Origin of the sequence: Shinella curvata (assembly GCF_022899935.1) — a bacterium.
Lineage (GTDB): Bacteria > Pseudomonadota > Alphaproteobacteria > Rhizobiales > Rhizobiaceae > Shinella > Shinella curvata.
Window position 1 is genome coordinate 1,043,335 of record NZ_JALJCJ010000002.1, and the last position, 12,585, is coordinate 1,055,919.

Genomic DNA, 12,585 nt, shown 5'->3' on the forward strand with positions numbered 1-12,585 from the left:
CATGCGCAAAGGACTTTACCACAACCTCAAGGCCATCCCGGCCATCAACTCGGCCTCGCAGGCCGCAGCGGCCGACGGCATCGAGATCGACCGCAAGGGCTCGCAGGGCCTCATGTTCATCATCAACACCGGGGCAATCTCCGGTGCTGGCGATTTCGGGGTGAAGGTGCAGGAGAGCAATTCCAGCGGCACCGGCTACACCGACGCGGACGCGGACGATGTAATCAGCGGCGTCCCGGCCACCCTCGGCGCCACGGCGGCCTATCAGGTCGAGTACATCGGCAAGAAGCGGTTTGTCCGTCTCGCCCTCACCAAGTCAGGCGGCACCTCTATTCAGGCGGGAGCAATCGCCTTGATCGGCCACCAGCACATCCAGTTGCCCTGATGCCGTCCCGCGCTCCATCCATCCGGTCTTGTGGCTGCGTCGTTCCCTACGGGGAGCGGTGCCGCCACATGGCCGCATCAGATGCGCAGCGCAAGGCCCGTTTCGACAAGAAGCGGCCACCGGCCCGGCACCGCGGCTATGACAAGGCATGGGAGACCGAGGCGAAGGCCTTCCTCTCCCTGCCAGAAAACGAACTGTGCGCACGATGCGGGGCAAAGGCCACCGTCGTCATGCACATCAAATCCATCCGCACGCGCCCAGACCTTCGCATGGTTCGCTCCAATTGGCGGCCCGGTTGCCAGCGCTGCAATGCCATCGAGGCAGCTGAAGAGCGCCGAACGGAAAGGAACCCATCATGACCGTCTACACCAGCGCCGGATTGAAAGTGTACATCGGCGGTGTGCTGAAACAGAAGAGCACCGACTTCGTGCTGACCGACTTCACCACGCCGCCCCAGACCTGGGTTGAGATCAAGGAAGTGGAAGCAGCTGGCTCCGCCGGCGACACGTCGGAAGCTGTCAACTTCACCGCTCTTGGTGACAAGCGCACCCGTACCCAGAAGGGACCGCGCTCGGCTGGCTCGATGGAAATCGTCTGCGGGATCGACGCCGCTGACCCCGGCCAGCTTGCAGCCATCGCCGCCGAGAAGAGCATCAGCGACTTTGCATTCAAGTTGGTGCTCAATGATGCGCCGGCAGGAGGCACGCCCTCCGAACGATATTTCATCGGCAAGGTCATGTCTCAGTCCGAGCAGTACGACAGGGCCAGCAGCATCATGAAGCTGAACATCAGCCTCGGCATCAACAGCAACATCGTACGCGTCGCGGCCGAGGACTAGGAATTGTTAGAAGCCTCTGGCCCTTCGCAAAGCGAGAATGCGCTCGTCGATAAGCTTCTTGCCAAGTTTGCTTATTCCTGTGCCGCCCAACTTCTGTTCGGCAAGGCCAAGCTCGCGCAATCGGTCAGCGGTTTTCGCCGGAAGCATCAACGTCGCTGCACCGCCGATATGCATCTGCTTCAGCCAATGCAGCTCATGCTCGCTGAGGTCTTTCAAAGTGATCGTCATGATCGTTCTCCGAATCGATCACCAATCATGCCCGACCGGGGGGTGGTCTTCGACTTTCCACCTCACCGGGGGACCGGCGCGGGGTCCATCGCGCGAGATTTGCCCGAAATAGGATTTTTGACATGGCCATCGTCACGCTTGCCCAGCTCAAAGAGCAATTGAACTTCGATGAAGACCTCGGAACGGCCGATGATGTTCTGCTCGGGCGCAAGATCGAAGCGGCGCAAAACCATATCGAGCGCCTGCTGGGCTTCAAGATCGGGGAGACCTATGGCGGCACGGAGCAAGAGGCAATTCCGCCTTCGCTGGTTGAGGCGGTGCTTCAGCTTGCGGCGCACTGGTATGAAAACAGGGAAGCGACCCTTGTCGGCGTGACAGCAGAGGAGCTTCCCTTCGGCGTTTGGGAAATCGTTCGCGAATACAGGGATTGGTCCTTTGGCGGATGACGGCGGACTGTCCCGAATCCAGCAGCGTATGGCGATGATCCCGCGCCGCGTCCGCGAGGCCGTGACGCCCGCGCTTATCAAAGAGGGTAACGACCTCGCCGTCACCATGCGCATTCTCGCACCCGACGACCCAGCCACCGACGCGCCCGACCTGCGGAGCAGCATCGAGGTAACGGGGCCGAGCGAGCAGACGCCGCCCTATTCACAGCCGGGCGGCTCCATGGTCGTGCCGGAAAACGCCGTGGCCGTAACGGTCGGTAACGCGGACGTTCGCTACCCGCACCTTGTTGAATACGGGACCACGAAGGCCACCGCTCAACCGTTCTTCTGGCCGACTGTCCGGCTCCAGCGGAAGAAGGCGACGAACGCGATCAAGCGCGCGATCCGCAAGGCCGTCAAGGACAACTGGGGAAGCCGCAAATGACCCCGGAACTCGCCCTGCAGAAGGCCGTCCGCACCCGCCTTATTGGCACCAGCGCCGTCACCGATCTCGTGCCGGCCGGCTCCATTCTCGACCGCAACCAGCGCCCGGCACCGTTCCCCTCTATCGTCATCGGCGAAGGTCAGAGCGTGGACGAGGGCAACAGCATCGCCCGCACGCTGATCCGCGTCTATCTCGACCTGCATATCTGGAAGAAGGAGCCGAGCACCGAGGGTGTCAAAGCCATTGCCGGGGCGATCCGGGCGGCAATCAAAACTCCGAATTTCGGAGTTTTGGAGGGCTTCCACTTCGCCGATTGCTACGTTCAGTCCGCCCGCTTCCTTCGCGATCCTGATGGCGAGACCTCGCATGCCGTCGTCACCATCAACGCCCTGGTGCAGGAGATAACCTGATGCGCGCCGGCAAGCTTGATCGCACCATAAAAATTCAGGGGTTCACGAACACGGTGAACGAGTACGGCACGCCCGTCGAGACATGGACCGACAAGGCCACGCTGCGCGCCCAGATCATCCAGAGCAGCACCGAGGAATTCATCCGGGGCGGCGCCGTTGACGAGACGGTGATCATCTTCCGCACCCGCTGGCTGGCCAGCGTGACCACATCCGACCGGATCGAATACGAGGGCGAGGCCTTCAACATCAAGGAAACGAAAGAGATCGGCCGACGCAAGGGGCTGGAGCTTCGAGCCGTGAGGTCCGAATGAGGGGCAGCAAGCCGCGTCTCGTCGTCGACAATGAAGCGGTGCGCAAGGCGCCGGCCGCCCCGTCGTGGCTATCGGGCGAAGCAAAAAAGGAATGGCGCCGCGTCCTGCCGATCCTGATCAAGCGGAAGATCCTGACCACGGCCGACCTCGGAAGCCTCGAAAACTACTGCGTAGCGATCGGGCAGGTTCGGGAGATGGAGGAGCACCTTCAGCGCCACGGGCATGTTGTTGAGCAATTCAAGGAAAAGGACGGCGAGATTTTCAGCCTTGGCATGAAGCGCAACCCGGCCGTGGGTATCCAGTCCGACGCCATGACGCGGGCGCGGTTGCTGGCGGCCGAACTCGGCTTAACGCCGGTGTCGCGTTCGCGGCCGGCGGTTAGAGAGGACGAGGACGATGGCGAAGACCCGTGCAACGTTTCCTGAGTGGGTCTATGACGGCTCGGAAATACCCGACCCGCAAGGCTTCGGCGAGCGCGCGGTGAAGTTCCTGCGCATGCTGAAGCATCCGAAGTCCGGCAAGCCGTTCCAGCTCGACCCTTGGCAAGAGCGCGTCGTGCGCCGCATCTATGGCCCGCGCAAGGAAGACGGAAGCCGGATCGTCCGAACCGTCGTGCTTCTCCTGCCGCGCGGCAACCGCAAGACCTCGCTGTCGGCGGCGCTGGCGCTGCTCCATACAATCGGCCCGGAGCGCGTGCCGGGCGGCGAAGTCATCACGGCCGCCTCCGATCGGAAGCAAGCGCGCATCGCCTATGAGGAAGCGCGCGGCCTCGTCTGGGCGCACAAGAAGATTGCGCCGAAGGTCCGCAACCTCGATTACCGCAACAAGCTCTATTATCCGACCGCCCGCAGCTTCTGCGAGGCGATCAGCGCCGACGCGGGCACCCAGCACGGCCGTACGCCGGTTTTCGTTCTGGCCGACGAGCTGCACGCCTGGAAGAAGCGGGACCTCTGGGACGTGCTCCGCTCCGGTCTGGTCAAGACGGCCGGAAGCCTGCTGGTCGTGGCGACGACGGCCGGGCGCGGCCGGGAGAACATTGCCTGGGATATCGTGGACGATGCGCGGCGCGTGGCGCGCGGCGAGGTGGACGATCCGTCCATCCTGCCGGTGCTTTTCGAGGCGACCCCCGATGATGACTGGCGCGATGAAGAGGTGTGGCGCCGGGTGAACCCCGGCCTTGCTCACGGCTATCCCGATATCGAAGGCCTGCGCCAGATGGCATTCGAGGGCGAGCGCCGCATCGGCGACCGCGAAGCCTTCAAGCAGCTCAACCTCAATATCTGGCTGGATAGCACCGATGACCCGGCCTTTGACATGGAGGCGTATGACGAGTGCGCCGGCGCGGTCGAGCTAATCGACCTCGAGGCGGAGCGCCGGCCGTGCTGGCTTGGCGTCGATCTTTCGTCCAGCAAGGACCTTTCCGTCATCGTCGCCGCGTGGCCCGATGGGGATGAGGGTTACATCGTCCATCCATGGTTCTTCTGCCCGACAGAGAACCTTCGCGACCGTCAGGACCTTTCCGGCGCCTCCTACATCGCCTGGGCTGAGGAAGGCCACATCGAAGCAACCCCCGGCAACGTGATTGATGTTCGAAGGGTCGAAGCTGTCATTCGTGAACTCTGCGCCCGATTCAACGTCATGGAAATCGCGTTCGACCCGGCGCTTGCCGCGACCACCCTTGCGAACCTCAACGAGGACGGCTTTCCGGCCGTCGAGATGCGGCAAGGCCCTCTCACGATGATGCCGGCGCTTCAGGAGCTGGAGCGCGTTGTCATAGGGCGACGCCTACGCCACGACGGGCACCCCGTCTTGCGCCTCTGCTTTTCGAACGCTGAGGCTCAACGCAACACGCAGGGGCATATCGTACGCCTCACCAAGCCCAAGCTGTGGATGTCGATTGACGGCGCCGTCGCGGCGGCAATGGCGGTGCGGCGCGCGGCGGCCGGTGGCGGCGGTTCCTTCTACGACAACGCAGGCGATGACTTTGAAAACTGGGCTTTTGCGGAGTGCTGACCCATGGCTGATGATGAAGAACGCTTGATCGTGCTGCTTGAGGCAAGGATCAAGGACCTCGAAAAGAACATGGCGAAGGCGAGCGGCATCACCGGGAAGACCTATCGCGAAATGTCCCTCGGCTCGAAACGGGCGACCGACCAGATGGAGGAGCACATGATCCGCTCCACCACCCGGATAAACCAGGCGCTCGCCACGACTTCCACGAAAATTGGGGCCTTCGGCAAAGCCATGATCGGCGGTTTCGTCGGCGGCATGGTCGCTGGCGGGTTTACTGGCATCCTCTCCCAGGTGCATCAGGTCGCCGACGCGGTGGCTGAAGTCGGCGACCAGGCAAAGATGGCAGGCCTCTCCACCAAGGTTTTTCAGGAGTGGAAGTTCGTCGCCGAGCAAGCCCGTATCCCGATCGATGCCATCACAGACGGCTTGAAGGAACTGCAGCTGCGCGCCGACGAGTTCGCCGTCACCGGCAAAGGTTCGGCGGCCGAAGCATTCCAGCGCCTCGGCCTGACGCCGCAGGAGATCAAGGAAAAGCTGAAAGACCCGTCCGAGCTGCTGCTGCTCATCATCGAGCGCACCCGGCAGATGAAGGACACGGCGGCCGGTATCCGCATCTTCGATGAACTCTTCGGCGGCACCGGCGGCGAGCGCATGGTCGCGCTGCTGGAGCAAGGCGAGGGCGCAATCCGCGATCAGATTCAGGCGGCGAATGAGCTTGGCGTGATCATGGATGATCAGCTTATCCAGAAGGCGGCAGAGGTAAACCGCAAGTTCGATGCCATTTCCATGACCATCGGCGTGAAGGTGAAGAGCGCGCTCGTATCTGTCTCCGACACCATCTGGGAAATGATTGAGGGCTTGAAGGACTTCGAGGAACAGCGCAGCTCGCTTCTGCAGAAGTCCCAGGCCGACATGGGAATGCAGCGCGTCGATCTCGAAAACGAGCGAATGCGGATCGCTGCCGGCGATAGCGCGAACCTACTTTACCGAAATCCAAACGGCCCGGCGGCGAAGGGGCGGATGGATGAAATCGATCGCGAGCTTGCGAAGCTGAACGAGCGCGACGCCCAAATCGCAGGCATCCTCTATAAGCGGACTGATGCGCGCGAGCGAACAACGGATCGCACCTGGACACCACCCGAGTACACCGCGCCGGCCGACAGTGGCGGTAAAGGCGGGAAAGCTCGCGCCGCATCCATTGCTGCCGCAGAGCGTGAGCGCCAAGCGATCAAAGACCTCATCGCCGAACTGGAGGAAGAGCTTCGCCTGGTCAACGCCAGCGATGCGGAGAAGCGCGCCGCAGCCGCATCAAGGCAGGCCGGCGCGGCTGCAACCGAGAAAGAGCGTGATCAGGTTGTCGCCCTCACCGAAGCGATCCACAAGGAAGAGGAGGCCAAGCGCCTGGCCGAGGAGCGCACGCTTCTCTATCGCGACCTGACCCGCTCGGCGATCGATGATCTTGCCGGCGCGCTGGAAGACGGCAAAAGCCTTTGGGAAGCCCTTGGCGACGTGGCGGTGAACAGCCTCAAACGCATCGCCGATACTGTCCTCGACGATGTGCTCGACAGCATTTTTCAGGTGAACAACGCGGCGGGCGGAAGCGGCGGCGGCCTGCTCGGCGGGCTGTTTAGCGGGATCTTCGGCGGTGGAGCCAAGGCCGATCCGTGGGCCGGGATGCGCATGCCTTCCTTCGACGGCGGCGGATACACTGGAATGGGTTCTCGCTCGGGCGGGATCGATGGGAAAGGCGGCTTCCCGGCCATCCTTCACCCGCGCGAGACCGTGACCGACCACACCCGGTTCAACCAGGCTTCCGCGGCATCCAGCGCCGCTGCCCCGATCTCTCGTTCCGTCATCCAGATCACGCTTTCGCCCGAGCTGCTGGCCCAAGTGCTTGATCAGGCGAAAGACCAGACTGTGCAGATCGTCCGGCAAAACAACGTGGACCTCGAAAACGTCCGTCAGAATGGAGGGAATTACTGATGCCCGATCCTATGGAACTTCCGGCAGTCCTTTGGGCCGCTTGCCAGTTTGACCCGGTTGACCCTTCCGACGTGAGCATGATGGAACGGCGTCGCTCGGAAATCATGTCGAGCATGACCCCTTACTGGCGCGCATCGTTCAAGACGGTGCCGCTGGAAGAGGTCGAGTACGGCCGGTTTGATGCTTTCGTGATGGAGTCCGGCCCGCGCGGCTCGCCCTTCATCGGTTATGACCTGTCCAGGCCGCGACCCATCGCGCACGACGAGGGGAAGCCCTTGTCCGGCACGAAAGCGGGGGGCGGGGCATTCGACGGCCGTGCTGTCCTCGATACCATCACCGACAGCCGGAACGTCGTCGTCTCAGGCCTGCCGGCGGGCTTCAAGCTCTCGGCCGGTGACTATGTCGAGTTCCGCATGACCCTCCTGACGCGTTCGCTCCACCGGATCACGGCCGACGCGACCGCCAATTCCAGCGGCGTTGTCTCGCTGAGGATCATGTTCGGGCTCGACACGCAGAACTTCAACACCGCCGCCGTGGTGGATTTCGAGAAGCCCGCGACGGTGATGATGATCGATCCGGGCAGCGTGCAGGCGCCGAAATCGTGGGGCGACCGCTCGGGCTCGTTCTCGGCAACCGAGGTGTTCATCTATGAACCTTGAAAAGCTCCTCTGCGCGGAACTGAAGCGTCAGCTTGAGGCGAAAGGTGCCTGTGTCATGCAGGTGCCTGCCGGCGGCGAACTACTCTGGCGTTGGTTTCTGGACCTCAGCCGCACTCGTCGCGCCGGCCTCGCCGGGCCTGAGCCGATCAGCTACGGCGAGATTGAGGCCTATGCGCGCTCAACCTGCTGGCCCGTGGAACCGCGCCACATCGCCGTCCTGCGCGCCATGGATGAAGTGTGGATGGAATACGCACGGGAAAAGACGACACCTGCACCCGAGGGCGTGAAGACCTTGCCGCCAATATCCACTACGCCGCTCACCGCTGGCATGCTCGATGTGATGCTTGGCGGTTAATCAAGCCCGTATGTTAAACGGGTGGTCCAACCGGGTCGCTTAATTGCTGGTTGCAAGCGTTCCGACGTAGTCGCAAAGCCACTTTGGTGCCTCTCGGCCCAAGTTCTGAACGGCCATTATCGCAATCATTTGCAGCGTTGCCGCAACGAATGGGCTCCGCGGATCAGGCGATGCGGTCAACGATATGACGCCGTGGGCGAGCTGGCGATCAATGTGCTTCGTGCTGCCTTCACAAGGGCCTAAATGGTACCAGGTTATAGCGCTTCTTTTGGCTGCGGCGAAATCCTTTGCTGACAAACCCGACTGCTCTCCGATGGTGTCGAACGCTCCGGAAATGGCGGCAAGCGCGATTGAATCGTTTTGTTGGACAAATCCCGCGTGCGCGGGCGCGGTAGAAGTTAAGAGCACGCCCATCAGAATAAAGCGCATGATCATACTCTTCGTCCTTTGCCGCTGGGCGCACCAGTCATTCGAAAAAGCGTCTCGCTGTACGGAAGGCGCAGAAGAATCCTTCCTTTTTCGGCGATGGCTGCAGCTTCACGACCCCGGCAGAGTAGGCTGACGCCTCCCTCATGTCGGTTGCAGATTGCGTCGGGGCTATCGAGCAGGTTTACGCTGCTGAGGCCTGCGACAATCGCCGTCACCCCGTCGGGCAACGCGCCGATGGGTTGGATGACAATGATACGGACGCCTCCTAGCCAAACAAAGCCCGTTGCAATAAGCCCGACTAGGAGAGTTAGGGGCAGCAGAATCGATTTGATCATCCTGGTCTAATAAATCCCTGTTTCGCCCTCTCGACCCACCACAGAAAATCTTTTCCTTTGTCTGTGATTTCTATTTTCTCTTCGTGCAAAACCGCGAGTTCTTGAGATAGCAAGTATGCTCGCCATCGTTCAAATCCGATTTCAGAAAAAAATTCGCTGTCCTTCGACAGGACGCTCTGGGTGAAATACAACTCGCTGTCACCCTCACCGCGTGGGCTTTTCGTGAGTTCAAGAAGGAAGTCAATTTGGGAAGCAAAAATGCTGGCAAAAATATACTCAAAGTTTGCGACAAGGCGACTTTCCGCAACAGCTCGTACTAGCTCGACTTCGCGGTACTCGGGAGCAATCCTTTCGAGGCGCGCTTTAACATCCTTTTCAAGTTCGACGACCGTAGCCAATCTGTCGGGCGACCCGTCAATGCTGGCGTTTGCCTTGATTGGCTGAGCTTGGGGTTGTTGGAAAAGAGCGCGAGTGGGGCCGACCTCAATGACATGGGGGATACGCTCGCGAATCTGCTTTCGAAATAGGAATACGAGCCAAAAAATTGCGGCCGGCCACGCGATGCCCTTTAGAAGGTCGAAAGCTGCTTTTGCCCATTCGAGCCATTGCACTGACGATAGATTTAGTCCCGCCCAAAAATCCCAGAACCCCGCGCAGGTTTCCATTCACCCCTCCGAATCTACCCTCGCGAGCAACGGTGGCAGAGGTCGATAATCAACGCAAGCATCCACCCTTTGGCGAGGGTGTGCTTGAATGTCGGTATCAAATCAGGCAAGTTGTCCGTGGGCGTGAGAACCCGGACCGAGATAGACCGCACACAATTCCTTGGCAGGAATTGCCCTGACGCTTGGCGGCGTTGGGCGGCGGTTGAATGAGGAGTGCGCTTCGCAGTTCCTCGACGCGCGTGCTTGGCGGCACGGATGCGACCCGACCTTTATGGCCGGGGTGCGCCGTTCTGTCCAGAGGGAAACCTTAAAAACGTCGCGCCAGTCTCTCGGCTGGTTCTCACCCCCCGGCTGCCGGTCTGTCACCGGCATAGGCTGATCGATCTGTGAGAAGACGATACGCCGCCGGCCGTGAGAAGCCGGTTCGATCCGAGAGAACCACCATGGAACACTACCCTGATATTCAGAGGCGTGACGGCACGCTGTTTTTCATTCCCCACGGCAACCGCGCCGCGATCGCCATGTCGATTGAACGGCTTATCGACTTGCTCGACGCGGCCGAGGGCGACCCCGACCTTGAAGCGAACGGTGACGAGCGCGACCAGTCGTATGCCGAAGGCGGGGACACAGGCACTAACCCGCTCGAAGACGACGAGGACGGCAGCGACGACGAACCGACCCTTGGCGCATCGAACGACTACGTTTGCCGGTCGCAAGAGGACTGGCCGCGCGTCTGGGGCCAAGACGAATGCGAGGTCGAGAACGAAGACGGCGGCGACATTCTTGACGAGCCGCACGACGACGATGAACTCGACCAGAACGGCGACGAGACGGATTATTGCGGCTCGGAAGACGAATGGCGCCCTTACGAGCCGGACGCGCTCTACGACGGCACCGGCTCGATCTTGGCGGCTGAGATGCTGCTTCGCGCCAAGACACGCCGGGAGCCTTACAGCGAGATTATCGGCACTCGGCATCACCTTCTCAAAGACGGCAGCATCTTCACCACGTTGGTGCCGCGATGAGGGAGGCAAGGCTTACCGACCTCGCGGACGTCAAAACCGGCCTCAACCAGCTGAATTCAGGACTATTCATCCTGAACGACATGGTGCTCGGCCTTCAGCCGGTCTGCGGCCCGCCGGCGCTCCGCGGGCAAATCGACGGCGTGCAAGCGATGTTCGCCATGCTCGTTCCATTCGCATTGAAGCTGGAAGACGCGTTGGCGGCTTTTCCCGACGACGTGACAATTGAAGGGGAGCGGTCATGAAGATCATCGCCCTCATGATTGCAATCCTCCTGCTGAAAGCCGCCAAGTGCATCGCCTACGCGAGCGAATTTCTCGGGGACTGCGCGCTGTGGATCATCGACCAATGCGACCCCGACAGTCAGCGTAAAGCAAGCTGATCAACCGGCCCGGCTGCATCCGTGGCCGGGCCTATCGTCTCAAAGAAAGGATATTTCAATGCCAGTGGCATCCCTCCCGGAAGGTGTAACCTTCACAATCACATCCATGGAGATCGTCAATGCACCGCGTGAGCGAGAGAATGGCGATATCGGCATAGCGTTCTTCGACCTATCCCTCGGCTTCATGGAGATCTGGAACTGCCGGCTCGTTCTGGAGAAGCGCGGCTATTGCCGTGTCGAGTTCCCCAAGCATGCCTTCAATGGTGAGGAGCGGTCGCTTTACTGGCGCGCAGGCCTCAAGCCGATCCTCGACAAAGCCATCCCGGTCTATACCGCCATGGGCGGCGAGCATGCACCGGCTATCATCAACAACGTCAGAAAAGCAGAGCAGGAGGTGTAACCATGGCTTCAGTTCGCAAACGGGTATGGACACACAAGGGGGTGGAGCGGACAGCTTGGGTTGTCGACTACACCGATCAGTCCGGCAAGCGCCGTATGCTCACGGAAAAATCCAAGAAGGATGCTGACCGCGCTCGAATTCGTATTGAGGCGGATATAGAGGCGGGGGTTCACACCCATAAGAGCGAGAGCGTCACGGTCGCAAAGGCGGTCGAGGAATTCCTCGGAAACTGCGAACGGCGGCGGAAGGTTGGCGACCGCATGACCGGACAGACGCTAGCGTCATACCGGTATGTTCTGGAAAACCATGTCGTCGCGTCAATCGGCGCACTGCGCTTGTGTAACCTTGAGGCCCATCACGTCCAGGCAGTGATTGATGAGAAGATTGGCGATTTTTCCCAGACGACGGTTAGGAAGATCCACGACGTTCTTCATTTGCTGCTGGCGTATGCCGTCAAGAAGAAGTGGGCCAAGCGGAACATTCTCAGAGACGATCCGGTCTCTTTACCTCGTGGAGGAAAGCGACGCGTCTATGTCCCTAGCAAAGCCGAATTGAAGACGCTCATCAGCGCTGCGTTGGACCTCGAAAACGAGCAGGCGCTGACTTGGGTAAACAGGCTCGTATTCGTGTGCCTGGGAGCTTTCGGCGGTTTACGTAAGGGCGAGATAGCAGGCCTCCAGTGGTCGGACGTGGATTTTGACAAGGAAGTGATCCACATCCGCCATAGCCAGAGCTATCACGATGGGCTCAAGGAGCCGAAGACGCAAGCCGGCGTGCGCGACGTCCCGATGTCGGCGCCAATCCGCTTTGCACTGCTGGAGGTTATTCGGTACTGGCAAACGCAAAACGCCGAACGGTGGAACCGCGACTACCACGATATCACCCTGCGGAAGGCAAAGCTCCGCTCCTTTCTCCGAAAAGATGAAGAGCCGGACTTGGAGAATCTGCCCTCTGGCCATGTTCTCGTCACCAAAATCGGGAAGCCCATCACCGTCAACCAGAACAAAATGTTCTGGACACCATTGATGAAAAAGGCGGGACTGATGGTTGGCGATCGACCGTTATTTAGCCCCCATGCGCTACGCCACGCAGCGGCAAGCCTCTTTATTGAAAACGGCCTCCCTGCGATCAATCTTAAGACAGTCATGGGGCACTCGTCGGTGACAATCACGTACGACGTTTATGGCCATCTTTTCCCGGAAGATGACCGCCTGCGGCAGGCCTCGGCAGCGATCGCAGCGGATCTCGGCGCGGCAATGACGCGGCAAACGACGCTACTAAATTGATTTAGCTGCATAAA

The 12,585-nt window shown here is 60.6% G+C and carries 20 protein-coding genes; 17 read left to right on the forward strand and 3 right to left on the reverse strand.

What is annotated here, in order from left to right; genetic code table 11:
• The first annotated feature begins 1 nt into the window (after position 1).
• The 3 genes from MUU55_RS11355 to MUU55_RS11365 all read left to right on the forward strand — a co-directional run bounded on the left by MUU55_RS11355 (position 2) and on the right by MUU55_RS11365 (position 1,223).
• Positions 2–385 (forward strand): hypothetical protein, encoded by a 384-nt coding sequence (locus tag MUU55_RS11355; RefSeq protein ID WP_244760839.1) that lies wholly within the window; start codon positions 2–4, stop codon positions 383–385.
• A 68-nt stretch (positions 386–453) separates the two neighbouring features.
• Positions 454–744 (forward strand): endonuclease, encoded by a 291-nt coding sequence (locus MUU55_RS11360; protein WP_244760840.1) that lies wholly within the window; start codon positions 454–456, stop codon positions 742–744.
• A complete protein-coding gene (locus MUU55_RS11365; protein WP_244760841.1) occupies positions 741–1,223 on the forward strand; it encodes a hypothetical protein in 483 nt (160 codons plus the stop codon). Before MUU55_RS11360 ends, MUU55_RS11365 begins: the two co-directional genes overlap by 4 nt.
• A 6-nt stretch (positions 1,224–1,229) precedes the next feature.
• Here MUU55_RS11365 and MUU55_RS11370 read toward each other — a convergent pair whose 3' ends face one another.
• Positions 1,230–1,451, reverse strand: a complete 222-nt coding sequence (locus MUU55_RS11370) for a hypothetical protein (protein WP_244760842.1) — start codon at positions 1,449–1,451, stop codon at positions 1,230–1,232.
• Positions 1,452–1,573: 122 nt separating this feature from the next.
• Between MUU55_RS11370 and MUU55_RS11375 the strand changes: the two genes are divergently transcribed.
• The 9 genes from MUU55_RS11375 to MUU55_RS11415 are packed head-to-tail and all read left to right on the forward strand — an operon-like array spanning position 1,574 to position 8,052.
• The gene (locus MUU55_RS11375; RefSeq protein WP_244760843.1) at positions 1,574–1,897 is read left to right on the forward strand and encodes a head-tail connector protein; all 324 of its coding nucleotides are present in this window, start codon (positions 1,574–1,576) and stop codon (positions 1,895–1,897) included.
• Positions 1,887–2,321, forward strand: coding sequence for an HK97-gp10 family putative phage morphogenesis protein (locus tag MUU55_RS11380; protein WP_244760844.1), 435 nt, complete (start codon positions 1,887–1,889; stop codon positions 2,319–2,321). Before MUU55_RS11375 ends, MUU55_RS11380 begins: the two co-directional genes overlap by 11 nt.
• Positions 2,318–2,731: a DUF3168 domain-containing protein gene (locus MUU55_RS11385; protein ID WP_244760845.1), complete on the forward strand. Its 414-nt coding sequence runs from the start codon at positions 2,318–2,320 to the stop codon at positions 2,729–2,731. Before MUU55_RS11380 ends, MUU55_RS11385 begins: the two co-directional genes overlap by 4 nt.
• Positions 2,731–3,042 carry a phage head closure protein gene (locus MUU55_RS11390; protein WP_244760846.1) on the forward strand — a complete coding sequence of 104 codons (312 nt, stop codon included), beginning with the start codon at positions 2,731–2,733 and terminating at the stop codon, positions 3,040–3,042. Before MUU55_RS11385 ends, MUU55_RS11390 begins: the two co-directional genes overlap by 1 nt.
• Positions 3,039–3,467 carry a phage terminase small subunit P27 family gene (locus MUU55_RS11395; protein ID WP_244760847.1) on the forward strand — a complete coding sequence of 143 codons (429 nt, stop codon included), beginning with the start codon at positions 3,039–3,041 and terminating at the stop codon, positions 3,465–3,467. The genes MUU55_RS11390 and MUU55_RS11395 overlap by 4 nt, the downstream gene beginning before the upstream one ends.
• Positions 3,439–5,055, forward strand: coding sequence for a terminase large subunit (locus MUU55_RS11400; RefSeq protein WP_244760848.1), 1,617 nt, complete (start codon positions 3,439–3,441; stop codon positions 5,053–5,055). Before MUU55_RS11395 ends, MUU55_RS11400 begins: the two co-directional genes overlap by 29 nt.
• A 3-nt stretch (positions 5,056–5,058) precedes the next feature.
• Positions 5,059–7,038, forward strand: coding sequence for a phage tail tape measure protein (locus MUU55_RS11405; protein ID WP_244760849.1), 1,980 nt, complete (start codon positions 5,059–5,061; stop codon positions 7,036–7,038).
• Entirely contained in the window at positions 7,038–7,697 is a 660-nt protein-coding gene (locus MUU55_RS11410) for a hypothetical protein (RefSeq protein WP_342346052.1), read from the forward strand. The genes MUU55_RS11405 and MUU55_RS11410 overlap by 1 nt, the downstream gene beginning before the upstream one ends.
• Positions 7,687–8,052 (forward strand): phage tail assembly chaperone, encoded by a 366-nt coding sequence (locus tag MUU55_RS11415; protein WP_244760851.1) that lies wholly within the window; start codon positions 7,687–7,689, stop codon positions 8,050–8,052. Before MUU55_RS11410 ends, MUU55_RS11415 begins: the two co-directional genes overlap by 11 nt.
• Positions 8,053–8,091: 39 nt before the next feature.
• Here the strand turns inward: MUU55_RS11415 and MUU55_RS11420 are convergent, their stop codons facing one another.
• Complete coding sequence (locus tag MUU55_RS11420; protein WP_244760852.1) at positions 8,092–8,487, reverse strand: hypothetical protein; 396 nt, start codon at positions 8,485–8,487, stop codon at positions 8,092–8,094.
• 325 nt (positions 8,488–8,812) lie between these two features.
• Positions 8,813–9,481 carry a hypothetical protein gene (locus MUU55_RS11425; protein ID WP_244760853.1) on the reverse strand — a complete coding sequence of 223 codons (669 nt, stop codon included), beginning with the start codon at positions 9,479–9,481 and terminating at the stop codon, positions 8,813–8,815.
• Positions 9,482–9,924: 443 nt separating this feature from the next.
• Here MUU55_RS11425 and MUU55_RS11430 point away from each other — a divergent pair, with 443 nt between their 5' ends.
• Genes MUU55_RS11430 through MUU55_RS11450 form a run of 5 tightly spaced genes read left to right on the forward strand, consistent with a single transcriptional unit; the run spans position 9,925 to position 12,571 of the window.
• Positions 9,925–10,506, forward strand: a complete 582-nt coding sequence (locus MUU55_RS11430) for a hypothetical protein (RefSeq protein ID WP_244760854.1) — start codon at positions 9,925–9,927, stop codon at positions 10,504–10,506.
• Complete coding sequence (locus tag MUU55_RS11435) at positions 10,503–10,748, forward strand: hypothetical protein (RefSeq protein ID WP_244760855.1); 246 nt, start codon at positions 10,503–10,505, stop codon at positions 10,746–10,748. Before MUU55_RS11430 ends, MUU55_RS11435 begins: the two co-directional genes overlap by 4 nt.
• Positions 10,745–10,885, forward strand: coding sequence for a hypothetical protein (locus tag MUU55_RS11440; RefSeq protein WP_244760856.1), 141 nt, complete (start codon positions 10,745–10,747; stop codon positions 10,883–10,885). Before MUU55_RS11435 ends, MUU55_RS11440 begins: the two co-directional genes overlap by 4 nt.
• A 58-nt stretch (positions 10,886–10,943) precedes the next feature.
• The gene (locus tag MUU55_RS11445) at positions 10,944–11,285 is read left to right on the forward strand and encodes a hypothetical protein (protein ID WP_244760857.1); all 342 of its coding nucleotides are present in this window, start codon (positions 10,944–10,946) and stop codon (positions 11,283–11,285) included.
• Between the two features lie 2 nt (positions 11,286–11,287).
• A complete protein-coding gene (locus tag MUU55_RS11450) occupies positions 11,288–12,571 on the forward strand; it encodes a tyrosine-type recombinase/integrase (protein ID WP_244760858.1) in 1,284 nt (427 codons plus the stop codon).
• Positions 12,572–12,585: the final 14 nt, after the last annotated feature.

Excerpts from the sequence above, each read along its gene's own strand:
- MUU55_RS11405 (WP_244760849.1), top strand. The coding sequence starts at position 5,059 with ATGGCTGATGATGAAGAACGCTTGATCGTGCTGCTTGAGGCAAGGATC.
- MUU55_RS11395 (WP_244760847.1), top strand. The coding sequence starts at position 3,039 with ATGAGGGGCAGCAAGCCGCGTCTCGTCGTCGACAATGAAGCGGTGCGC.
- MUU55_RS11430 (WP_244760854.1), top strand. The coding sequence starts at position 9,925 with ATGGAACACTACCCTGATATTCAGAGGCGTGACGGCACGCTGTTTTTC.
- MUU55_RS11385 (WP_244760845.1), top strand. The coding sequence starts at position 2,318 with ATGACCCCGGAACTCGCCCTGCAGAAGGCCGTCCGCACCCGCCTTATT.
- MUU55_RS11450 (WP_244760858.1), top strand. The coding sequence starts at position 11,288 with ATGGCTTCAGTTCGCAAACGGGTATGGACACACAAGGGGGTGGAGCGG.
- MUU55_RS11355 (WP_244760839.1), top strand. The coding sequence starts at position 2 with ATGCGCAAAGGACTTTACCACAACCTCAAGGCCATCCCGGCCATCAAC.
- MUU55_RS11375 (WP_244760843.1), top strand. The coding sequence starts at position 1,574 with ATGGCCATCGTCACGCTTGCCCAGCTCAAAGAGCAATTGAACTTCGAT.
- MUU55_RS11360 (WP_244760840.1), top strand. The coding sequence starts at position 454 with ATGGCCGCATCAGATGCGCAGCGCAAGGCCCGTTTCGACAAGAAGCGG.
- MUU55_RS11410 (WP_342346052.1), top strand. The coding sequence starts at position 7,038 with ATGCCCGATCCTATGGAACTTCCGGCAGTCCTTTGGGCCGCTTGCCAG.
- MUU55_RS11415 (WP_244760851.1), top strand. The coding sequence starts at position 7,687 with ATGAACCTTGAAAAGCTCCTCTGCGCGGAACTGAAGCGTCAGCTTGAG.
- MUU55_RS11445 (WP_244760857.1), top strand. The coding sequence starts at position 10,944 with ATGCCAGTGGCATCCCTCCCGGAAGGTGTAACCTTCACAATCACATCC.
- MUU55_RS11390 (WP_244760846.1), top strand. The coding sequence starts at position 2,731 with ATGCGCGCCGGCAAGCTTGATCGCACCATAAAAATTCAGGGGTTCACG.
- MUU55_RS11365 (WP_244760841.1), top strand. The coding sequence starts at position 741 with ATGACCGTCTACACCAGCGCCGGATTGAAAGTGTACATCGGCGGTGTG.
- MUU55_RS11400 (WP_244760848.1), top strand. The coding sequence starts at position 3,439 with ATGGCGAAGACCCGTGCAACGTTTCCTGAGTGGGTCTATGACGGCTCG.
- MUU55_RS11370 (WP_244760842.1), bottom strand. The coding sequence starts at position 1,451 with ATGACGATCACTTTGAAAGACCTCAGCGAGCATGAGCTGCATTGGCTG.
- MUU55_RS11425 (WP_244760853.1), bottom strand. The coding sequence starts at position 9,481 with ATGGAAACCTGCGCGGGGTTCTGGGATTTTTGGGCGGGACTAAATCTA.
- MUU55_RS11440 (WP_244760856.1), top strand. The coding sequence starts at position 10,745 with ATGAAGATCATCGCCCTCATGATTGCAATCCTCCTGCTGAAAGCCGCC.
- MUU55_RS11435 (WP_244760855.1), top strand. The coding sequence starts at position 10,503 with ATGAGGGAGGCAAGGCTTACCGACCTCGCGGACGTCAAAACCGGCCTC.
- MUU55_RS11420 (WP_244760852.1), bottom strand. The coding sequence starts at position 8,487 with ATGATCATGCGCTTTATTCTGATGGGCGTGCTCTTAACTTCTACCGCG.